Consider the following 20,607-nt stretch of genomic DNA (forward strand, 5'->3'; position numbering starts at 1 on the left):
GAGGCAAGGCGGCTAGGGAGGCCGAGGGGATGAGCTGGTATGACGCCGCAGGGGCGATCGTCGAGGCAATCGGCACCCCCGCCTTCCCGCAGGCGCTGGCGCGTGGGCTGCGGGACATCGCGCCTTACGACTTCACGGTCGTCTTCGGATATGTCGGTTCGGCGCGCCCGCTCGATCTTTACGATGACTTCCCCGAAGATCGCCGCCGCCTGCATGTCGAGCAGTATCAGGAAGGTCCCTACCTGCTTGATCCCTTCTTTCTTGCCAGCCTGGGGCGCCTGACGCCCGGCCTTTGGCGGTTGTCGGAAATCGCGCCCGACCGCTTCTATCAGGGCGAGTATTACCGCAACTACTACGCCCAGACCGGGCTGGCCGAAGAGGTGGGGTTCCTGATCGCGGTGAACGGCCGGCTACGGATCGTGCTGTCGCTCATGCGCAAGGAAAAGCGCTTTTCGAATGCCGAGATCCGGGCGCTGAAGGCGGTCTGGCCGGTGATCGACGCCGCCTGCCGCAAGCACTGGCAGGAGGTCGCCCTGCACGAAACGGCGGCCGAACCCGCGATCGAGGAGCGTGTCGAACAGGCCTTTCGCAGCATCGGCGAGGGGATTTTGACCCCGCGCGAACGGCAGGTCGTCGAACTGACCCTGCGTGGCCATTCCGCCGAGGCGATCGGCGGCATGCTCGGGATTTCCCCCGGAACGGTGCGCATCCACCGCCGCAACATCTATTCGAAGCTTCGGATTGGCTCGCAGGGCGAGCTTTTCTCGGCGTTCCTTGCCGCCATGGTCGGCACGCAGGACGGCGGCGCTGCGGCCTGAGGGATCGGCCACTGGCCCGGCCGCGGCTCGTGGCTAGGCCGCGGCGGCAGGTATCCGGAAGCTGATCGCCTCGGCGACATGCGCGCGGCCTACGCGGTCGGCGCCGTCGAGGTCGGCGATGGTGCGGGCCACGCGCATGACGCGATGATAGCCGCGTGCCGACAGGCCAAAGCGCTCGGCGGCGCGGGCAAGGAAGGCGCGGCCCTCGTCATCGGGGGCGGCCACCTGTTCCAGCAGCGCCCCCTCGGCATCGGCGTTGACGCGGGCATCGCCGGTGCCGTCGAAGCGCCGGGCCTGTCTGTCGCGCGCGGCGGCGACGCGGGCGGCGACGGCGGCGCTGGTCTCGCCATCGGCGGGAATGTCGAGATCGCGGTAGGACACGGGCGGCACGTCGACCCGCAGGTCGAAACGGTCCATCAGCGGGCCCGAGATCCGGCCCATGTAATCTTCGCCGCACAGGGGCGCCCGTCCGCAGGCGCGGCCCGGATCGGTCAGGTGGCCGCATTTGCAGGGGTTGGCGGCGGCGACCAGCATGAAGCGACAGGGATAGCGCACGTGGGCGTTGGCGCGGGCCACGACGACGTCGCCTGTCTCGATCGGCTGGCGCAGCGTCTCCAGCACGCCCCGTGGGTATTCGGGGAACTCGTCCAGAAACAGGACGCCGTTGTGCGCCAGGCTGATCTCGCCCGGTTTTGCGCCCTTCCCGCCGCCCACGATCGCGGCCATCGACGCGGTGTGATGCGGCTGGCGGAAGGGGCGGCTGCGCGAGATGCCGCCTTCGTCGAGAAGTCCGCAAAGCGAGTGGATCATCGAGGTTTCCAGCGCCTCGGCCGCGCTCAGCGGCGGCAGGATGCCGGGCAGGCGTGCGGCCAGCATCGACTTGCCCGACCCCGGCGTGCCGACAAGCAGCAGGTGATGCCGCCCGGCCGCCGCGATCTCGAGCGCGCGCTTGGCGCGTTCCTGCCCCTTCACGTCACGCAGGTCGCGGACCAGGGGATCGACGCGCACTTCGCCCGGCGTGGCCGGCGCCAGTGGTGCGCGGCCGGTCAGATGGGCCACCATCTCGGCCAGGGACGGCGCGCCCACGACCTTGGTCGCGTCGACCCAGGCGGCCTCGGCGCCGCAGCCCTTGGGGCACAGCAGCGTCCGGCCGCTTTCCGCCGCCGCGACCGCCGCCGGAAGCGCCCCCGCGACCTGCACGAGCGAGCCGTCAAGCGACAGCTCGCCCAGCGCCACAGCGCCTTCGACGTCGTCCGCCGGCACGACGTCGATCGCCGCCAGAAGCGCCAGCGCGATCGGCAGGTCGAAGTGCGACCCTTCCTTCGGCAGATCGGCCGGTGACAGGTTGATCGTGATGCGCCGCGCGGGCAGGGCGATCGCCATCGCGGTCAGCGCTGCGCGCACGCGCTCGCGTGCTTCGGAGACCGCCTTGTCGGGGAGCCCTACGATCGAGAAGGCCGGCACGCCGGGCGCCACGGCGCACTGGACCTCGACAAGACGCGCCTCGATCCCCTCGAATGCCACGGTATAGGCGCGCGCGACCATGCGAGATCCCGGAAACGTTGCTGAAAACCATGCAGGACCGGGCTACGGCAGCGCTGGTTTAGGAATGGTTAACGAAGCGTGGAGAAGCTGCGGTGGCGGACGCAAGAGTAACGATTTTGTCATCTTTCCTGTGATCCGGCCGGGCGGTGACCACGTAACAATCTGCGTCACACAAGATGAAGACCGCAAGATTTGGTCACCAAGAAACCGGGGAGTTTTTGAATGGCACTCGACGGGTTTTCGGATCAGACGCTGTCGCGGCGCGCGATGCAGGCAGAACTGCTCGACGCCGAGACCGAACTCAGACTTGCCTACGCCTGGCGCGATCATCGCGACGAGGAAGCGCTGCACCGGCTGGTCACCGCCTACATGCGGCTTGCAATCTCGATGGCCTCGAAGTTTCGCCGCTATGGCGCGCCGATGAACGACCTCATCCAGGAGGCGGGGCTTGGCCTGATGAAGGCCGCCGACAAGTTCGACCCCGACCGCGGCGTGCGCTTTTCGACCTATGCCGTCTGGTGGATCAAGGCCTCGATTCAGGACTACGTGATGCGCAACTGGTCGATGGTGCGGACCGGCTCGACGTCGTCGCAGAAGTCGCTGTTCTTTAACATGCGGCGCGTGCAGGCCCGGCTCGAGCGCGAAGCCGTGGCCGCCGGCGAGACGCTGGACCGCCACCAACTGCGCCAGATGATCGCGACCGAGGTGGGTGTGCCGCTTCACGACGTCGAGATGATGGAGGGTCGGCTCGCCGGGTCGGACTTCTCGCTCAACGCCACGCAGTCGACCGACGACGAGGGGCGCGAGTGGATCGACACGCTTGAGGACGAGAACGCCCAGCAATCTGCCGCGGTCGAGCATCGCAAGGACATCGACACGCTGCGCGGCTGGCTTGTCACGGCGATGTCCGGCCTGAATGAGCGTGAACGCTTCATCGTGCGCGAACGCAAGCTGCGCGACGACCCGCGCACGCTGGAAAGCCTGGGCGATGAGCTTGGGCTGTCGAAAGAGCGGGTGCGCCAGCTTGAGGCCGCCGCGTTCGGCAAGATGCGCAAGAGCCTTGAATCGCAGTCCAGCGAGGTTCACCAGTTCTTCGCATGATCCGCGCCGCCCTCGGCCCGACCGCAGGTGCCGTCCTTTGGGCGGCACTTTCGGCGTCGGGGTCCGAGGCGGTCGAGATCGACGCGACCGGGCTTTACGACCTGCCCCCCGCCGACATCGTTGTGCTGGGCGAGGTGCACGACAACCCCGTCCACCATGCCCATCAGGCGATCGCGGTCGAAGCCATCGCACCCCGCGCCATCGTATTCGAGATGCTGAGCCCTGATCAGGCCGGGCGCATCACGCCGGCGCTTCTGGCCTCGGAACCGGCGCTTGGCGCGGTGCTGGGCTGGGACGCAGCGGGTTGGCCCGATTTCGGCATGTATTACCCGGTGTTCCTGGCCGCGCGCGGGGCCGCGTTCCGGGGCGGAACCGAAACCGTCGCGGCGGCGCGTCAAGCGGTGCGCGACGGGGCGGCGGCCGTCTTCGGAGAGGGGGCGGAGGCCTTCGCCCTGGACCGTCCGCTGCCCGAGGTCGAGCGCGCCCTCCGCATCGAGGAGCAGCGGGTCGCCCATTGCGACGCGCTGCCCGACGATCTTCTGCCCGGCATGGTCGAGGCGCAGCGCCTGCGCGATGCCTGGTTGGCGCGCGCGACGCTCGCCGCCCACGCCGAGACCGGCGGACCGGTTGTGGTGATCACCGGAAACGGCCATGCCCGGACCGACTGGGGGGTACCGGCGCTGCTGGCTGCGGCGGCACCCGGCCTTTCGGTCCTGTCGGTCGGGCAGTACGAAGAGGCCGCCGACGCCGCGCCGCCTTTCGACCTCTGGCTTGTGACCGAGGCCGCCGCGCGCGCGGACCCCTGCAAGGACCTGCGCCCCTAGCGCCGCGCTTGCGGTTGCGGCCCATGGCCCGTAGGACTTGGGGCGCGACAGGCGCGAGGGGTGCCCATGCTGGCAGGCAGACGCATACTTCTGATCATCGGCGGCGGGATCGCCGCCTACAAGGCGCTTGACCTGATCCGGCGGCTGAAGGAGCAGGGGGCGGCCGTCACCCCGGTTCTGACCCGCGCCGCGCAGGAATTCGTCACGCCGCTGTCGGCGTCGGCACTGGCGGGCGAGAAGGTCTATACCGATCTCTTCGACTTGACCGACGAGGCCGAGATGGGCCATATCGAGCTTTCCCGCGCCGCCGATCTTCTGGTCGTGGCGCCGGCCACGGCCGATCTCATGGCGAAGATGGCGGGCGGGCATGCCGACGACCTGGCCTCGACGCTGCTGATGGCGACCGACAAGCGCGTGCTGATCGCACCCGCGATGAACGTCCGCATGTGGGAGCATCCCGCCACGGCGCGAAACCTTGCGACCCTTCTGGCCGACGGCGTTCTGACGGTGGGGCCGAACGAAGGCGACATGGCCTGCGGCGAATTCGGCTTCGGACGCATGGCAGAACCGGCCGAGATCGTCGCGGCCGCCGCCGCTGGGCTGGGCGAAGGGCCGCTGAAGGGCCGGCACCTCATCGTCACGTCGGGCCCGACGCATGAACCCATCGACCCGGTGCGCTTCATCGCCAACCGGTCGTCCGGGGCGCAGGGCGCTGCGATCGCCGAGGCGCTGGCGAATCTGGGCGCGCGTGTAAGCTTCGTCACCGGTCCGGCCGAGGCGGCGATGCCGCGCGGCGCGACCGTGATCCGGGTGGAAACCGCGCAAGAGATGCTTGACGCCGTCACCGCCGCGCTTCCCGCCGATGCCGCGGTGTTCGCCGCCGCCGTGGCGGACTGGCGCGTCGACGGGGCGCAGGCCGGCAAGATCAAGAAGACGGCCAAGGGCGGCGTGCCCGAGCTTCGCCTTGTCGAGAACCCCGACATCCTTGCCACCGTCGCGCGGATGCCGACGGGCCGCCCCGCTTTGGTGGTGGGCTTCGCCGCCGAGACCGACGACGTCATCGCCAACGCCACGGCGAAACGAGCGCGCAAGGGGTGCGACTGGATCGTCGCCAACGACGTCAGCGCCGGCACCGGCATCATGGGCGGGACCGAGAACGCGGTCACGCTGATCCATGCCGAGGGCTCCGAGACCTGGCCGAGGCTGTCGAAGGCGGAGGTCGGCCGAAGGCTTGCCGCGCGGATCGCCGCACACCTGACGGCGGGCGCATGAGCGTCACGGTCGGCCTTTTCCGGGACGCAGACGCCGACGCCGAGGTGCCGCTGCCCGACTATGCCACACCGGGATCGGCCGGCGCGGACATCCGCGCGAACCTGCCCCAGCCGCTGCGCGACACCGGCCTTGTCCTTCAGCCGATGGAGCGGCGGATCGTGCCCACCGGGCTTCGCGTGGTGATCCCCGACGGGTTCGAGATCCAGATCCGCCCGCGCTCGGGCCTGGCCCTGAAGCACGGCATCACGCTTCCGAATACGCCGGGCACCATCGACAGCGACTATCGCGGCCCGCTGGGTGTGCTTCTCGTCAATCTGGGGGCCGAGCCCTATGTCGTCGCCCATGGCGAACGGATTGCACAGATGATCGTGGCCCCGGTGGTGCAGGCACGGTTTGCGCTGGTCGAGACGCTGGACGAAACCGGACGCGGCGACGGCGGTTTCGGATCGACCGGGCGTCACTGATGGTTCTCTTCCTCGCGCTGGTCGCCGGGATCTGGATGCTTGGCCACTATGCCAAGGCCCCGACATCCGCTCGCTGGCTGATGATCTGCCTGCTTTACGTGGCGGTTCTTGGCGTTCAGGTGGCCTTGCCCGAAGCAAACCCCCTGCGCGCCGCGCTGGGTGGCAGCCGTGGCGAATGGCTGGCGCTTGGCCTTCTGGGGCTGGCCGTCTGGGTCTATCGGCTGGGCCTTGGCAAGTTGCGCGACAGGGTGCGCCCCGAAAACCGCCCGAAGGCCGGGCCGGGAAGCGCCGGGGGAAGTGCCCGGGGAAGCGCAGGGGGGACCGCCGACCGGGCATCCGCCGAGACCGGGGTCGAGCGCTACGCCCGCCACATCGTCCTGCGCGAGATCGGCGGCCCGGGCCAGAAGTGCCTGCGCGAGGCACGGGTGCTGGTGATCGGGGCAGGGGGGCTGGGCTCGCCCGTCCTGCAATACCTTGGCGCGGCTGGTGTCGGGACCCTCGGCGTGATCGACGACGACGTGGTCGAGGTGGCCAACCTGCAGCGGCAGGTGATCCACAGCGATGCGCGGCGGGGCCTGCCCAAGGTATTTTCCGCGAAGGCGGCCGTCGAGGGCCAGAACCCGCTGGTCACGGTCCGCCCCTACAACCGTCGCTTCACCGAAGAGATCGCCACCGATCTGTTCGACGACTACGATCTGATCGTCGAGGGCACGGACGACATCGCGACGAAATACCTTGCCAACCGTGCGGCCTTCGCCGCGAGAAAGCCGCTGATCTTCGGCGCGCTCTCCCAGTGGGAGGGGCAGGTGTCTCTCTTCGATCCTGTCCGAGGCGGCCCCTGCTATGCTTGCCTTTTCCCGGTGCCGACCGCCGCCGGCGTCGCGCCAAGCTGCGCCGAGGGCGGCGTGCTGGGGCCGCTGCCGGGGATCGTCGGCACGATCATGGCGGCCGAAGCCGTCAAGCAGGTCACCGGCGCGGGACACACGCTGCACGGGCGCGTGCTGGTTTTCGATGCACTCCACGCCGAGGCACGCACCATGACGCTGCGACCGCGGCCCGAATGCCCGGTCTGCGGCGGCTGATCTTGCGCCCGGCGCGGCGCAGCGCATACTCACGCGAACAATCCAGCAGGGAGAACCCGATGAAACTTCTGAATGTGCTGGCCGCCGTCGCGGCCACGGTCTGGGCGACCGGCGCCATGGCCGCCGGCCATCTGCCCGATCTGGGCGGACGCGAGGTGGTGGTGGTGACCGAAAACGCCTATCCGCCGCTCCAGTTCGTCGACCCGATCACGGGCGAGGCGATCGGCTGGGAATACGACGCGATGGCCGAAATCGCCAAGCGGCTGAACATCACCGTCACCTACGAGAACATCAGCTGGGATGCGATGATCGCCGCCGTGAGCGAGGGTCAGTTCGACATGGGCATGACCGGCATCACCATCCGCGAGGATCGGGCCGAGGTCGTCGACTTCTCCGATCCCTACATGCGGTCGGAAATGGTGATGATGGTGCGCGGCGACGAGGACCGCTTCTCGAACGCGGCCGAGTTCGCCGCCGACGCCGACCTTCTGGTCGCCGCGCAGCCCGGCACGACCCCGTTCTATGTCGCGGTCTACGATGTGCTTGACGGCGACGAGGCGAACCCGCGCATCAAGCTGTTTGAGACCTTCGGCGCGGGCGTTCAGGCGCTGCGTGCGGGCGATGTCGACCTGGTCCTGACCGACGGCACCGCCGGCGAGGGCTATGTCGCCGCGTCGAACGGCGCGCTCAAGATCGTGGGCGAAAAGCTTGGGACCGAGGATTTCGGCTTCATCTTCCCGAAGGGCTCGGACCTGGTCGGGCCGATGAACGCGGCGATCCAGTCGATGAAGGATGACGGCACGATCGACGCGCTGAACAAGCGCTGGTTCCTCGACTTCAAGGTCGGCGGCTGACCGGCGGGCGCGCCGCGCCGCAGCGTCCATCGCTGATTGACCCCTGCCGGGGCGGCCGACCTTGGCCGCCCCGTTGCCCGACCGCAAGGACCATGCCCGCGTGACACCAACACCTCCAGACGACAGGGACTTTCCCTGGTGGCTTGTCGTCGCCGCGGCGCTGGCGGCCTATCTGCTTTACGAGGTGATCGCCAACGACATCTACCGACAGGTGCTTCAGACCCTGTCGAAGGGCATCGGGATCACCATCTTCGTCACGCTCGTGGCCTTCACGCTGGCCTCGGCGTTGGGGCTTCTGCTCGCGGTGGCCTGCCTGTCGCGGCACATTGCGCTGCGCCAGCTTGCGCGCTTCTACATCGAGATCGTCCGCGGCGTCCCGATCGTCGTCCTTCTGCTTTACGTGGCCTTCGTCCTTGCGCCCGCGATGGTGGCTTTCTGGAACTGGATCGCGACGGGTCTTGGCTTCGATCCGATCCGCACCCGCGACTTCACCCTTCTGTGGCGCGCCATCATCGCGCTGACCATCGCCTATTCGGCCTTCATTGCCGAGGTTTTTCGCGCCGGTCTGCAGTCGGTGGACAAGGGCCAGATCGAGGCTGGCGAGGCGCTGGGCCTGAACGGCTGGCAGCGCTTCCGCCTGATCGTCTTTCCGCAAGCCTTCCGCACGATCCTGCCGCCGCTTGGCAACGACTTCATCGCCATGGTCAAGGACAGCTCACTTGTCTCGGTGCTGGGCGTTCTTGACATCACCCAGTTGGGCAAGGTGACGGCAGCGGGCAATTTCCGCTACTTCGAGACCTACAACGTCGTCGCGCTGATCTATCTCATCATGACGGTGTCGCTGTCGCTTGTTCTGCGCCGTCTTGAACGCCGGCTGCGGCGTGTCCCCGGACAGAATGGCTGACACTCCACTGGTAGCCGGCGCGGGCAGGAACTAAGTCCGGATCAAGCCACCGAAAGGCATCGTCATGACCAACCCGCTTCTCGCCGACTGGACCACAGATTTCGCCCTGCCGCCCTTCGCGGACATTCGTGACGCGCATTTTGCGCCGGCGTTCGAGGCCGCGCTGGACGAGGCGCGGGCCAATATTCGCGCAATTGCCGAGACCCCCGAAGCGCCGACCTTCGCCAACACCATCGAGGCTCTGGAAGAGGCCGACGCGACGCTCAATCGCGTGCTGGGCGTGTTCTACAACGTCGCGGGGTCGGATTCGAACCCCGAGCGTGAGGCGCTGATGCGCGCCTTCTCGCCCCGGCTTGCGGCTTATGGGTCAGAGATCACCCAGAACCGCCCCTTGTTCGAGCGGATCGAGGCGCTCTGGCAGGCGCGCGACACGCTTGACCTGACGCCCGAACAGGCGCGCGTGCTGATGCTGACGCGACGGGGCTTCGTCCGCGCCGGGGCCGAGCTGGACGGCGAGGCGCGCGACCGTCTCGCCGCGGTCAAGGAACGCCTTGCCGTTCTTGGGACCGAGTTCACGCAGAATCTTCTTGCCGACGAACGCGAATGGTTCATGGCGCTGTCCGAGGTCGATCTTGACGGGCTGCCCGATTTCGTCGTCTCGGCCGCGCGCGCGGCTGGCGCGGAAAAGGGGCTGGATGGTCCGGTCGTCACGCTGTCGCGGTCGCTCATCGTGCCCTTCCTGCAGTTCTCGCCGCGCCGGGACCTGCGGAAGAAGGCCTACGAGGCCTGGGTCGCCCGCGGCGCGAATGGGAACGGCAACGACAACCGCGCCATCGCCGCCGAGATCCTGAAGCTGCGCGACGAGCGCGCGCGCCTTTTGGGATACGACACTTTCGCCGCCTACAAGCTTGAAACCGAAATGGCGAAGACACCCGCCGCCGTGCGGGATCTTCTGATGCAGGTCTGGACCCCGGCGAAGGCCGCGGCGCTGGCCGATGCGGCGGTGCTTGAAGGGATGCTGCGATCGGACGGGATCGACGGACCTTTGGAACCGTGGGACTGGCGCTTCTACGCCGAGAGGCGGCGCAAGGCGGAACACGACCTCGACGAGGCCGCGCTGAAGCCGTTCTTCCAGCTCGACCGGATGATTGAAGCCTCCTTCGCCTGTGCGTCCCGGCTTTTCGGGCTTCAGTTCCGGCCGCTCGACGCAGAGCTTTACCATCCCGACGCCCGCGCCTGGGAAGTGACGCGGGACGGCGAGCATGTCGCCGTCTTCATCGGCGACTACTTCGCCCGCGGTTCGAAGCGGTCCGGGGCCTGGTGTTCGGCGATGCGCCAGCAAAAGCGCTTGGGCGGCGAGACCCGGCCCATCGTCGTGAACGTCTGCAACTTCGCCAAGGGCGATCCCGCGCTTCTGTCCTATGACGACGCGCGGACGCTGTTTCACGAATTCGGACACGCCCTGCACCAGATGCTGAGCGACGTGACCTACGAATCGATCTCGGGGACGTCGGTCGCCCGTGATTTCGTCGAACTGCCCAGCCAGCTTTACGAACACTGGCTGGACGTGCCCGATGTGCTGGCCGAATTCGCGACGCATGCCACGACGGGCGAGGCGATGCCGCGCGACCTTCTTGACCGTCTTCTGGCGGCCGCGACCTATGACATGGGGTTCCAGACGGTCGAATACGTGGCCTCGGCCCTGGTCGACCTGGCCTTCCACGACGGGCCGGCGCCCGCCGATCCGATCCAGCGCGAGGCCGAGGTGCTGGCCGAGCTCGGCATGCCGCGCGCAATCCGGATGCGTCACGCCACACCGCATTTCGCACATGTCTTCTCGGGCGACGGCTATTCGTCGGGCTACTACAGCTACATGTGGTCCGAGGTGATGGACGCTGACGCCTTCGCCGCCTTCGAAGAGGCCGGCGATCCCTTCGACGCCGACCTCGCGAGGAAGCTCGAAACCCACATCCTGTCGTCCGGCGGTTCGGACGAGGCCGAAGACCTTTACACCGCCTTCCGCGGGCGGATGCCTGGGGTCGAGGCGCTGCTCAGGGGGCGGGGGCTTCTCGACGCGGCGTGACGCGCGACGGGTCTTCGGGGTGCGGCTGCACGCCGACCGGGTCCTTGTGGATGATCACGTCGGCTTGCGGGAATTCCTTCAGGATCGCCCGGCGCAGCGCCGCGCCGATGGCGTGCGCCTCGTCCAGCGACTGCGCGCCATCAAGCTCGATGTGCATGTTCACGAAGACGCGGCTTCCGGCGGTCCGGGTCTTCAGGTCGTGATAGCCGTGGACCCCGGGCCAGTCGTCCGCGATCGCCTCGATCCGCGCGATCATGGCGGGTTCGGCGCGGCGGTCCATCAGCGCGTCCCAGGCCCCCTTGCCGATGCGCAGAGCGCCCACCGCCAGCATCGCCGCCGCGCCCATGGCCACCACGCTATCGATCTGCACCAGCCCGAAGCGCGCCGACGCCCAAAGCGAAACGATCGCTCCGATGTTGGGAAGAAGGTCGCCCAGATAGTGCAGCGAATCGGCCTTCACCACGCGGCTTCCGGTGCGGGCGGCGACCCGTCGTTGCCAGACCACCAGCGCCAGCGTCAGCAGGATCGAGGCCGCCATGACGATCATGCCGCGCCCTTCCGACCGAAGCTCGGTCGGGGTGTCGGCCAGAAGCCGGGCCGCCGCCGCCCAACCGATCACGCCCGCGGACACAAGGATGAAGATCGACTGGCCCAGCGCGGCAAGATCCTCGGCCGAGGTGTGGCCGAAGGCGTGGTCCTCGTCCGGCGGCCGCGCGGCGTAAAGGATCGCGGCAAGCCCGCCCAGCGACATCATCAGGTCCATGGCGCTGTCGGCTAGGCTTGCGGCAATGGACAGCGCGCCGGTTTCCGCCAGCGCCCACAGCTTCAGCGCCACCAGCACCAGCGCCACGGCCACCGAGGCGGCGCCGGCCGAGATGTTCAATCGCGTCGCGTTCGTCACGCCGGCAGGTCCTGGAACGTCGTTGAGCCTGGTCGGACCCTAGCTCAGGCCGGCGGCGGACGGAACCGGGGCTATTCGCGGATTTCGTCCGGCTCGACGCCCCAAAGCGCGGCCTTCTCGATCCAGCCGCGCTGGCCTCCGGCGCTGATCCGGCACCACTCGGCGTTGCATTCGCCAAGCTGCGCGACGACGCCCGCCTCGGCATAGGCGTTGACCGGGGCCTGCGGGTCGGGCTTGACGTGCAGCGCCGCCAGATCGCGGTCGACGATCACCGTCCGGTTGCCCGACAGAAGCGAGTAATGCACCCAGCCGCCCTGTCCGTCGCGATCCTGCACGCGGCGCCAGTGGCCGAATTCGCCGGTGATCTGCAGCGGCATGTCGCGGCGCAGGAACACCCAGTCGATCTTGTGCGACAGCGACGGACCGCGCCGCACGTTGCCCTCGGACGTCTTGAGCGAGACGTAGCGCGGGATCGGAAGATTGGTGACCTGGCCGCGCGTCTCGGCCTGCGCGTTGCCGGCCAGAATGATCGCGACCGTGATCGCGAACGAAAGTATAACAGCGATCCTCATCGAAGACCTGCCCCGTTTCCTGAATACTGCCTCGTTAGCCCGCGTTTTCCGCGGGGGCCCGGGCCGGCCTCTCTTGTGCCGATCCCGGTTACTTGCCACTTTGCCAGCACGCGCCGCGCAAGGGAAGCGAAGGGAGAGCTCGATGCCAACTGAACGGCTGAGTGTTGTCGTCACGCGACGGTTGCCGGAAGTGGTCGAGACCCGGATGAAGGAACTCTTCGACGTCGACCTCAACACCGACGATCGCAAGATGACCCGCGACCAGCTTGCCGCGGCGATGCAGCGGGCCGATGTTCTGGTGCCTTGCGTCACCGATCACATCGACGCGGGCCTTCTGGGGCAGGCCGGCGAGAAGCTGAAGCTGATCGCGAACTACGGTGCCGGGGTCGACCATATCGACGTCCACACGGCCCGCCAGCGCGGTATCCTGGTGTCGAACACACCCGGCGTCATGACCGAGGACACCGCCGACATGACGATTGCCCTGATTCTCGCCGTGACGCGGCGCATCCCCGAGGGGCTTGCCATCATGCAGTCCGGCCGGTGGGAGGGCTGGGCGCCGACCGCGAACCTTGGCGGCCGTGTCGGCGGGCGCCGGCTGGGCATCCTTGGCATGGGCCGAATCGGTCAGGCCGTGGCGCGGCGCGCGCGCGCCTTCGGGATGCAGGTGCACTATCACAACCGCAAGCGCCTGCGGCCCGAGATCGAACAGGACCTCGAGGCGACCTACTGGGAAAGCCTCGATCAGATGGTCAGCCGGATGGACATCATCTCGATCAACTGCCCGCACACACCCTCGACCTTCCACCTGATGAACGCGCGGCGGCTGAAGCTGCTCAAGCCCTCGGCGGTGATCGTGAACACCTCGCGCGGCGAGGTGATCGACGAGAACGCGCTGACCCGGATGCTGCGCGCGGGCGAAATCGCGGGCGCGGGGCTCGACGTGTTCGAGCGCGGGCACGAGATCAACCCGCGTCTGCGCGAGTTGTCGAACGTCGTCCTGCTTCCGCACATGGGCTCGGCCACGGTCGAAGGGCGGGCCGAGATGGGCGAGAAGGTCATCATCAACATCAAGACCTTCGCCGACGGGCACCGCCCGCCCGACCTGGTCGTGCCGGCGATGCTGTGATCCCTCAGGCCGCGCAGTAGGAAATCAGGCGGTCGCGGTCGATCACGCGCATCCGCGCATAGCCGACCTCGATCATCCCGGCCTGCGCCAGCCGCTTGAGCGCGCGCTGAAGCGTCGGCAGCGACATCGCCAGCATCTGTGCCAGTTCGTCCTGGGAATACTCCAGCCACTGGCCGGGCGTCGGTTGCATGTCGTCATGCTGCAACAGCCGCATCCCAAGCCGGTGGTCCGATCCCGGCGTGGCCACATTCGTCAGAAGCCGCAGCGTCAGCGCCATGTTCTCGTGCGTCAGGGCATAGAAATCGCGAAAGCGCTCGGGATCGGCGCGCACGATCGCGCGCATGTCGAGCGCCGACACGAAAAGCGCCGTGACCGCGGTCGCCGCGGTCACGGTCACAAGCCGCCGCTGGTCGGAAAACAGGGCCAGGTCCCCGATCCAGAGGCCTGGGTCCGCCCGGACAGCCAGGTAATCGAGGCCATTGTCCGTCGGGACCGAGATCGACACCGATCCTTCGACCACCCCGTAAAGCCCGTCGGGTTCGTCCCCCACGCGGTAGATCGTCTGCTTCGGCGCGAAGCTGCGCAGCCGGGCCAACGCAAGCACCTGCTGCTGAAACGCCGGATCGCGCGACGCGAGCCACCCGCGTACCGACAGGAGTTCGGTGGATCTTCGCGTCTCTTCTCGGGGCAGAGGCATCAATATTCCCTGCGAGTCGATCATCTGACGGATTTGCTTTCCGCGCTTTCAGTTAACCTTATCCGGCGCAGGCATGGCAAGCCATCCCCGACCGCTTCCGCACGCCTTGAAGCGTGCCGCCTGCCTGTTAGGTCCGGGAGAGGGAGAAGAACTTTGGAATATGTGAAATCATTGGGGCGCTGGCCGGTCGGAATACGCCGTGCCGCGGCGGCCTGCCTTGTGGTCGCGCTGGCCGCCCCGGCCTGGGCGCAGGAGGAGAAGCCCAACATCCTCGTGATCTGGGGCGACGACATCGGGACCTGGAACATCAGCCACAACAACCGCGGGATGATGGGCTACGAGACCCCCAATATCGACCGCATCGCGGCCGAAGGCGTGGGCTTCACCGACTACTATGCGCAGCAGAGCTGCACTGCAGGCCGCGCCGCCTTTATCGGAGGCAACGTGCCGGTGCGCACGGGCATGACCAAGGTCGGCCTTCCCGGAGCAGAGCAGGGCTGGCAGGAAACCGACGTGACGATGGCCACGGTCCTCAAGTCGCAGGGCTACCGCACGGGCCAGTTCGGCAAGAACCACCAGGGCGACCGAGACGAGCATCTGCCGACGAACCATGGCTTCGACGAGTTTTTCGGCAATCTCTATCACCTAAACGCCGAGGAAGAGCCCGAGAACCGCGATTATCCCGGGGACATGGTGCTGGCCAACGGCAGGACTTTCCTTGAGGAATTCGGCCCGCGCGGCGTGATCCACAGCTGGGCCAACGAAGACGGCACGCAGCGAATCGAGAATACCGGCCCCCTTACAAAGGAGCGGATGGAGAACGTCGACTACGAGACAATTGCCGAGGCCAAGCGTTTCATCACCGACGCGGTGGCGGCGGGTGAGCCGTTTTTCGTCTGGTGGAACGCCACGAGGATGCACTTCCGCACGCACGTGAAGGAAGAGCTTACCGGCATTTCCGGCCCGGATGGCGACGAATACCACGACGGCATGGTCGAACATGACATGCACGTGGGCGAACTTCTCGACCTCGTGGACGAGCTGGGCATCGCCGACAACACGCTGGTGATGTATTCGACGGACAACGGACCGCACTACAACACCTGGCCCGACGCCGGCACCACGCCCTTCCGCAGCGAAAAGAACTCGAACTGGGAAGGCGCCTATCGCGTGCCGGCCTTCGTGCGGTTCCCGGGCCGGTACCAGGAAGGCGTGACACTGAACGGCATCGTCAGCCACGAGGACTGGCTGCCCACCTTCGCTGCCCTCGCCGGCAATCCCGACATCAAGCAGCAACTGCGCGACGGGGTCGAACTGAACGGCCGGACCTATCGCAACTACATCGACGGCTATGACCTGAACGCCTATCTGTCGGGTGAGGCTGAAGAAAGCCCGCGGAAGGAATTCTGGTACGTCAACGACGACGGTCAGGTGGTCGCGGCACGCTATGATGCCTGGAAAGCCGTGTTCCTGGAAAACCGCGGCGAGGCCTTCGGCGTCTGGCGCGAGCCCTTCACCGAGCTGCGCGTCCCGCTTCTCTTCAACCTCCGCCGCGACCCGTTCGAGAAGGCTCAGCACAACTCGAACACCTACAACGACTGGTTCCTCGACCGGGCCTTCGTGCTCGTCCCGATTCAGGGACTCGCGGCGCAGTTCCTGCAGACCATGCAGGACTATCCGCCGAGCCAGACACCCGGGTCGTTCAACCTTTCGGGTATCGAAGAGCAACTTCGGAACGCGGCAGGAGCGCGCTGACAAAAGTGGGGCGCCTTCGGGCGCCCCCTTCCTTTCGGTCGCGTGATTTGCGCAAACCCTGCACAATTCGTTTCAGTTAGGTCCAACATGATCCGACCCATCTTCATTTCCGCTTTCGCCTCGGTCCTTCTGGCCGTGCCCGCCCTTGCCGACCCGCTGCCGTCGTGGAACGACACCGACGCCAAGACGACCATCATCGACTTCGTCGACCGCGTGACCGACCCGACCTCGTCCGACTATGTCACGCCGGCCGACCGGATCGCCGTCTTCGACAACGACGGCACGCTCTGGGCCGAGCAGCCCGTCTACTTCCAGCTTTTCTTCGCGCTCGACCGCCTGCGCGCGCTTGCCGCGGCGGACCCGTCCATCCTGACTTCGGATACGCTGCGCGCGGCCGCCGAAGGCAACCTCGAGGCCGCCCTCGCCGGTGGCGAGGCGGCGCTGCTCGAGATCGTCAGCGTCTCGCATTCCGGCCTGTCGGTCGATGCCTATCAGGATGCCGTCCGGGACTGGCTTGACACCGCGCGCCACCCGGTGACGGGGATGGCCTATGACGAGATGACCTATCAGCCGATGCTCGAGCTTCTGCGCTACCTGCGCGACGAGGACTTCGCGACCTATATCGTCTCGGGCGGGGGCATCCACTTCATGCGCGCCTTCGCGGAAGAAGCCTATGGCATCCCGCCCGAGAACGTGATCGGCAGCGCCGGCAAGACGAGCTATGCGGTGGTCGACGGCGTGCCCACGGTCCTGAAGGACCCCGGTATCGCCTTCATCGACGACAAGGAAGGCAAGCCGGTCGGGATCGACACCCACATCGGCAAGCGCCCGATCCTTGTGGGCGGCAACTCGGACGGCGATTTCGCCATGCTCGAATGGGCGACGGCGGGCGACGGGCCGCGTCTTGGCTTGATCGTGCATCACACCGACGGCCAACGTGAGTTCGCCTATGATCGCGACAGCCACATCGGGCAACTCGTGCGCGGGCTTGACGAAGGACCCGGTCGGGGCTGGCTGATCGTCGACATGGCAAACGACTGGTCGCGGATCTACTCCGGACAACGCTGAGCCCAGTTTCGGGGCCGCTGCCTTCGTGGGCCCCGCGCACCAGCGCCCCGGCGCCGACCCCTTGTCGCTTTCGGGCGATGCGGGGTCGGCGCCACCTGTTCCCGCCCTGCGAATTTCGCCAGAGTGACGCCAAACGGTGACCGGGAGGGAGTCGGGCCATGAAGACCCATGTCAGGGCGCTTGTCGTCGGCGGAGGCGCGGTCGGCACCTCGATCGCCTATCATCTGGCGCGAGCGGGCTGGGACGACGTCATGCTGCTCGAGCGGGATGAACTGACCAGCGGGTCGACCTGGCACGCGGCGGGGTTGCTGCCCTATTTCAACATGTCCTACGCCACCACCCATATCCACGACTATTCGATCAAGCTCTACAAGACGCTTCAGGCAGAGACCGGCCTCAACCCCGGCTTCTCGGTGGTGGGCAACCTGCGCATGGCGCAGACGCAGGCGCGCATGGACGAATACATGCTGTACGCCGCGACCGCCGAAACCTGCGGCGTGCCCTTCGAGTGGCTGACGCCCGCGCAGATCAGGGACCGCTGGCCCCTGGTGCGGACCGACGATCTTCAGGGCGCGATCTACCATCCCACGGACGGCTATATAAATCCGGCCGACGTGACCCAGGCCATGGCCAAGGGCGCGCGCCTGCGCGGGGTGACGATCGAGCGGAAATGGCAGGTCGACGGCTACGCCTGGACGGGCGACCATTGGGAAGTGACGGTCACGAAGATGGCCGACCGGGGCGGCAACCTGGTGCCCACGGACGAGCGCGAGGTGATCCACGCCGAGCATGTGGTGACCGCGACCGGCAACCACGCCCAGCGGACCGCGCGGCTTCTGGGGATCAGGATCCCCGCGATCCCGGTCGAACATCAGTACATCGTCACCGAACCCGATCCCGCGCTGGTCGACTGGCGCAAGTCGAACCCAGAACATCCGGTGCTGCGCGACGCCGACGCCAAGTGGTACGTGCGCGAGGAACGCGGGGGCTGGATCCTTGGCCCCTACGAACAGGGCGCACCCGCGCGCTTCCTCTACGAAGTGCCCGAAAGCTTCCGCGCCGATCTTTTCCCCCTCGATCTGGAGCGGATCGAGCAGGAATACCTGTCGATGATCCACCGCATCCCATCCTCCGAGACGGTGGGCCTGAAGGACGATTTCAACGGCCCGATCTGCTATACCCCCGACGGCAACCCCTTGATCGGACCCGCGCCGGGCCTGCGCAACATGTGGCTGGCCGAGGGCTTTTCCTTCGGCATCACCGCTGCGGGCGGGGCGGGCTACTACCTCGCGCAGCTGATGGTCGAGGGCGAGGCCGCGATCGACATGGCCAGCCTCGACCCCCGCCGCTACGGCTCGTGGATGACGACGGAATACGCGGCGCGGAAGAACGAGGAATGCTATTCCCACGTCTTCATCCTGCATCACCCCGACGAAGAGCGCGAAGCCTGCCGTCCCTTGCGCACCTCGCCCGCCTATGACCGGCAGAAGGCGCGGGGCGCGCAGTTCGGGCAGGTCAACGGGTGGGAGCGTCCGAACTACTACGGCCCCGCAGATGCGCCCGACGGGTTCGACCACGACGCCCGCAGCTTCCGGCGTGGCGGCTGGTGGCAGTACGCGGTCGAAGAGGCCACCGCGATCCGCAAGGCGGCGGGCCTGATCGACGCCACGGCCTTCGCCAAGCACCGCGTGCGCGGGCCGGGGGCGACGGCGTTTCTGGACCATCTGACCTGCAACCGGCTACCGAAGGTGGGGCGGATCAACCTGACCTATGCCCTGACCTCGCACGGCACGGTGCGGACCGAATACACCATCGTCCGCCTGGCCGAAGACGACTACTACCTCGTCTCGGCCGGGGCGTGGGCCGCGTATGACGGCGACCATCTGACGAAGGCCGCCGAGGATTTCATGGGTGCCGGCGGCGGCTGGGTGGCTGTCGACGACGTGACCACGCAATGGGGCGTCTTCGCGCTGGCCGGGCCGCGGTCGCGCGACATCCTGAAGGCGCTGGTCCGCGACGCCGACCCGGCCACGGTCCTGTCGAACAAGCGCTTCCCCTGGCTGTCGGTGCGGCAGATCGAGCTTCTGATGTGCCCGGTCCGCGCCATCCGCGTGGCCTATACCGGCGAGCTTGGATGGGAGCTTCATCACCCGATCGAGATGCAGACCTATCTCTGGGACAGGCTGATGGAGGCCGGGGCGCCGCACGGGCTGACGCTTGTGGGTGCGCGCGCCCAGAACTGGCTGCGGCAGGAGAAAAGCTATCGCGCCTTCGGCACCGAACTTGGTCGCGACGCGACCCCGCTTGAGGCCGGACTCGACCGTTTCGTGGACCTCGACAAGGATTTCCACGGCAAGGACAGGATGCTCGAGACCGGCATCCGGTCGCGCTGTGTCACGATGCTGATCGACGGACCGGCCGACGCAGACCCCTGGGGGCGCGAGGCGCTCTATCACGCTGATGACCGGGTCGGGCGGCTGACGTCGGGCGGCTGGTCGGTGGCCTTCGGCAAGTCGATCGGCATGGGCTATGTCCGTCCCGACCTGGCGGTCCCGGGGACGCGGCTTCAGGTGCGGATGCAGACCCGGCTGTGGGATGCCGTGGTCACCGAAGACAGCCCCTACGACCCGCAAAACGCGACGATTCGCGCCGACGGGTGAACATTGCGCGGTGCGGCGGGCCGGTTTCCGCCGCATTTCTTCGCCGCGGCGCGCGAAAACCGGCATGTCGCCGGCGACGATCCGCCCGCCAAAAAGGCTTTGTTAACGTTTCGCGTCCCAGACTGCGGCAATTCGCGGTCGCTTTCCCGGATTCTCCATCCGCCGTCCCTATTGTGGACACATTTCGACCTAGGCTGGTTAAGCGAGAGGGCGACGGCTGAGGGATGCACGCGCGATGACTGTGGTGACCAAAATCTCGGAGACCTCGGTGGTGGCCAAGGCAGGGGCCTTCGGGCTTTGCGCCGGGGCGAACCTGCGCACCCCCTGCGGCAGCCGGCGGATCGAGAATCTGCGCAAGGGCGACCTTATCGTCACCCGCGACAACGGTCTTCAGCCTGTGCGCCTTGTCTGGCGCCGCACGCTGACGGCCACCGAAATCGCGGCCGACCCGTCGCTTGCGCCGGTGCGGCTGAAGCCCCGCGCCATCGGCCCGATGATGCCCCAGCGCGATCTCCTGGTGGGCGGCGCCCATCGTGTGCTGATCCCGGGCTGGCGGCTTCAGGACGTGCCCGACACCACCGCCTGCCTGATCCCCGCGCGCGATCTCGCCGGGGTCAACGACGCCGCCTATATCGACCGCTCGGCGGAGGAAGTGACCTATTACAACGTCGTCTTCGACCACCACCAGGTCTTCACCGCGAACGGTCTGCCGGTCGAAAGCTTCCTGCCCACGGCGTCGGCGCTCTGTGCGCTGTCGCGCGACGTGACCGACGACATCACCCGGCTTTTCCCCGAACTGCTGAGGGCGCCGTCGGCCTATCCGCCTGCGGAATATCCGACGCCCGAGGCGCCGCGTTACCGCCCCGACTTCGCCTGAT

Annotated in this window: 18 protein-coding genes; 14 read left to right on the top strand and 4 right to left on the bottom strand. The window is 67.4% G+C overall.

Going from position 1 to position 20,607, the window contains the following annotated elements; all coding sequences use genetic code 11:
• Positions 1–29: 29 nt before the first annotated feature.
• Positions 30–818 carry a helix-turn-helix transcriptional regulator gene (locus ACRDNQ_RS00415; protein ID WP_431826644.1) on the top strand — a complete coding sequence of 263 codons (789 nt, stop codon included), beginning with the start codon at positions 30–32 and terminating at the stop codon, positions 816–818.
• Between the two features lie 33 nt (positions 819–851).
• On the opposite strand, the gene ACRDNQ_RS00420 is transcribed toward ACRDNQ_RS00415, so the two are convergent.
• Complete coding sequence (locus ACRDNQ_RS00420; protein WP_431826645.1) at positions 852–2,363, bottom strand: YifB family Mg chelatase-like AAA ATPase; 1,512 nt, start codon at positions 2,361–2,363, stop codon at positions 852–854.
• Positions 2,364–2,585: 222 nt separating this feature from the next.
• Between ACRDNQ_RS00420 and ACRDNQ_RS00425 the strand changes: the two genes are divergently transcribed.
• The 8 genes from ACRDNQ_RS00425 (at position 2,586) to ACRDNQ_RS00460 (ending at position 10,947) form a co-directional block, all read left to right on the top strand.
• Entirely contained in the window at positions 2,586–3,464 is an 879-nt protein-coding gene (locus tag ACRDNQ_RS00425; RefSeq protein WP_431826646.1) for an RNA polymerase factor sigma-32, read from the top strand.
• Positions 3,461–4,288, top strand: a complete 828-nt coding sequence (locus ACRDNQ_RS00430; RefSeq protein ID WP_431826647.1) for a ChaN family lipoprotein — start codon at positions 3,461–3,463, stop codon at positions 4,286–4,288. Before ACRDNQ_RS00425 ends, ACRDNQ_RS00430 begins: the two co-directional genes overlap by 4 nt.
• Before the next feature lie 66 nt (positions 4,289–4,354).
• Positions 4,355–5,560 (top strand): bifunctional phosphopantothenoylcysteine decarboxylase/phosphopantothenate--cysteine ligase CoaBC, encoded by a 1,206-nt coding sequence (gene coaBC / locus ACRDNQ_RS00435; protein WP_431826648.1) that lies wholly within the window; start codon positions 4,355–4,357, stop codon positions 5,558–5,560.
• Entirely contained in the window at positions 5,557–6,024 is a 468-nt protein-coding gene (dut, locus tag ACRDNQ_RS00440) for a dUTP diphosphatase (RefSeq protein ID WP_431826649.1), read from the top strand. The genes coaBC and dut overlap by 4 nt, the downstream gene beginning before the upstream one ends.
• Positions 6,024–7,106 (top strand): HesA/MoeB/ThiF family protein, encoded by a 1,083-nt coding sequence (locus ACRDNQ_RS00445; protein WP_431826650.1) that lies wholly within the window; start codon positions 6,024–6,026, stop codon positions 7,104–7,106. The genes dut and ACRDNQ_RS00445 overlap by 1 nt, the downstream gene beginning before the upstream one ends.
• A 59-nt stretch (positions 7,107–7,165) precedes the next feature.
• Positions 7,166–7,960, top strand: a complete 795-nt coding sequence (locus ACRDNQ_RS00450) for a transporter substrate-binding domain-containing protein (RefSeq protein WP_431826651.1) — start codon at positions 7,166–7,168, stop codon at positions 7,958–7,960.
• 73 nt (positions 7,961–8,033) lie between these two features.
• On the top strand, positions 8,034–8,864 hold the full coding sequence (locus tag ACRDNQ_RS00455; RefSeq protein ID WP_431826652.1) for an amino acid ABC transporter permease: 831 nt from the start codon (positions 8,034–8,036) through the stop codon (positions 8,862–8,864).
• A 64-nt stretch (positions 8,865–8,928) separates the two neighbouring features.
• The gene (locus ACRDNQ_RS00460) at positions 8,929–10,947 is read left to right on the top strand and encodes a M3 family metallopeptidase (protein WP_431826653.1); all 2,019 of its coding nucleotides are present in this window, start codon (positions 8,929–8,931) and stop codon (positions 10,945–10,947) included.
• Here the strand turns inward: ACRDNQ_RS00460 and ACRDNQ_RS00465 are convergent.
• A complete protein-coding gene (locus ACRDNQ_RS00465) occupies positions 10,916–11,848 on the bottom strand; it encodes a cation diffusion facilitator family transporter (RefSeq protein ID WP_431826654.1) in 933 nt (310 codons plus the stop codon). The genes ACRDNQ_RS00460 and ACRDNQ_RS00465 overlap by 32 nt on opposite strands.
• A 71-nt stretch (positions 11,849–11,919) precedes the next feature.
• Positions 11,920–12,420 (bottom strand): SH3 domain-containing protein, encoded by a 501-nt coding sequence (locus ACRDNQ_RS00470; RefSeq protein ID WP_431826655.1) that lies wholly within the window; start codon positions 12,418–12,420, stop codon positions 11,920–11,922.
• A 142-nt stretch (positions 12,421–12,562) separates the two neighbouring features.
• Between ACRDNQ_RS00470 and ACRDNQ_RS00475 the strand changes: the two genes are divergently transcribed.
• Complete coding sequence (locus ACRDNQ_RS00475; protein WP_431826656.1) at positions 12,563–13,549, top strand: 2-hydroxyacid dehydrogenase; 987 nt, start codon at positions 12,563–12,565, stop codon at positions 13,547–13,549.
• A 4-nt stretch (positions 13,550–13,553) separates the two neighbouring features.
• On the opposite strand, the gene ACRDNQ_RS00480 is transcribed toward ACRDNQ_RS00475, so the two are convergent.
• Positions 13,554–14,246 carry a Crp/Fnr family transcriptional regulator gene (locus ACRDNQ_RS00480; RefSeq protein ID WP_431826657.1) on the bottom strand — a complete coding sequence of 231 codons (693 nt, stop codon included), beginning with the start codon at positions 14,244–14,246 and terminating at the stop codon, positions 13,554–13,556.
• A gap of 162 nt (positions 14,247–14,408) precedes the next feature.
• On the opposite strand from ACRDNQ_RS00480, the gene ACRDNQ_RS00485 reads away from it, so the two are divergent.
• The 4 genes from ACRDNQ_RS00485 (at position 14,409) to ACRDNQ_RS00500 (ending at position 20,606) form a co-directional block, all read left to right on the top strand.
• On the top strand, positions 14,409–16,001 hold the full coding sequence (locus ACRDNQ_RS00485) for an arylsulfatase (RefSeq protein WP_431827829.1): 1,593 nt from the start codon (positions 14,409–14,411) through the stop codon (positions 15,999–16,001).
• Between the two features lie 87 nt (positions 16,002–16,088).
• Positions 16,089–17,069 carry an HAD family hydrolase gene (locus ACRDNQ_RS00490; RefSeq protein WP_431826658.1) on the top strand — a complete coding sequence of 327 codons (981 nt, stop codon included), beginning with the start codon at positions 16,089–16,091 and terminating at the stop codon, positions 17,067–17,069.
• Between the two features lie 158 nt (positions 17,070–17,227).
• Positions 17,228–19,729 (top strand): GcvT family protein, encoded by a 2,502-nt coding sequence (locus ACRDNQ_RS00495; protein ID WP_431826659.1) that lies wholly within the window; start codon positions 17,228–17,230, stop codon positions 19,727–19,729.
• Positions 19,730–19,964: 235 nt separating this feature from the next.
• A complete protein-coding gene (locus ACRDNQ_RS00500) occupies positions 19,965–20,606 on the top strand; it encodes a Hint domain-containing protein (RefSeq protein ID WP_431826660.1) in 642 nt (213 codons plus the stop codon).
• The last annotated feature ends 1 nt before the right edge of the window (position 20,607 follow it).

This window comes from Saliniferula longa, assembly GCF_050789285.1.
Lineage (GTDB): Bacteria > Pseudomonadota > Alphaproteobacteria > Rhodobacterales > Rhodobacteraceae > CAVPWP01.

Coding starts and splice junctions, on each gene's coding strand:
- dut (WP_431826649.1), top strand. CDS start 5,557: ATGAGCGTCACGGTCGGCCTTTTCCGGGACGCAGACGCCGACGCCGAG.
- ACRDNQ_RS00425 (WP_431826646.1), top strand. CDS start 2,586: ATGGCACTCGACGGGTTTTCGGATCAGACGCTGTCGCGGCGCGCGATG.
- ACRDNQ_RS00500 (WP_431826660.1), top strand. CDS start 19,965: ATGACTGTGGTGACCAAAATCTCGGAGACCTCGGTGGTGGCCAAGGCA.
- ACRDNQ_RS00480 (WP_431826657.1), bottom strand. CDS start 14,246: ATGCCTCTGCCCCGAGAAGAGACGCGAAGATCCACCGAACTCCTGTCG.
- ACRDNQ_RS00475 (WP_431826656.1), top strand. CDS start 12,563: ATGCCAACTGAACGGCTGAGTGTTGTCGTCACGCGACGGTTGCCGGAA.
- ACRDNQ_RS00430 (WP_431826647.1), top strand. CDS start 3,461: ATGATCCGCGCCGCCCTCGGCCCGACCGCAGGTGCCGTCCTTTGGGCG.
- ACRDNQ_RS00490 (WP_431826658.1), top strand. CDS start 16,089: ATGATCCGACCCATCTTCATTTCCGCTTTCGCCTCGGTCCTTCTGGCC.
- ACRDNQ_RS00445 (WP_431826650.1), top strand. CDS start 6,024: ATGGTTCTCTTCCTCGCGCTGGTCGCCGGGATCTGGATGCTTGGCCAC.
- ACRDNQ_RS00415 (WP_431826644.1), top strand. CDS start 30: ATGAGCTGGTATGACGCCGCAGGGGCGATCGTCGAGGCAATCGGCACC.
- ACRDNQ_RS00420 (WP_431826645.1), bottom strand. CDS start 2,363: ATGGTCGCGCGCGCCTATACCGTGGCATTCGAGGGGATCGAGGCGCGT.
- coaBC (WP_431826648.1), top strand. CDS start 4,355: ATGCTGGCAGGCAGACGCATACTTCTGATCATCGGCGGCGGGATCGCC.
- ACRDNQ_RS00470 (WP_431826655.1), bottom strand. CDS start 12,420: ATGAGGATCGCTGTTATACTTTCGTTCGCGATCACGGTCGCGATCATT.
- ACRDNQ_RS00460 (WP_431826653.1), top strand. CDS start 8,929: ATGACCAACCCGCTTCTCGCCGACTGGACCACAGATTTCGCCCTGCCG.
- ACRDNQ_RS00450 (WP_431826651.1), top strand. CDS start 7,166: ATGAAACTTCTGAATGTGCTGGCCGCCGTCGCGGCCACGGTCTGGGCG.
- ACRDNQ_RS00495 (WP_431826659.1), top strand. CDS start 17,228: ATGAAGACCCATGTCAGGGCGCTTGTCGTCGGCGGAGGCGCGGTCGGC.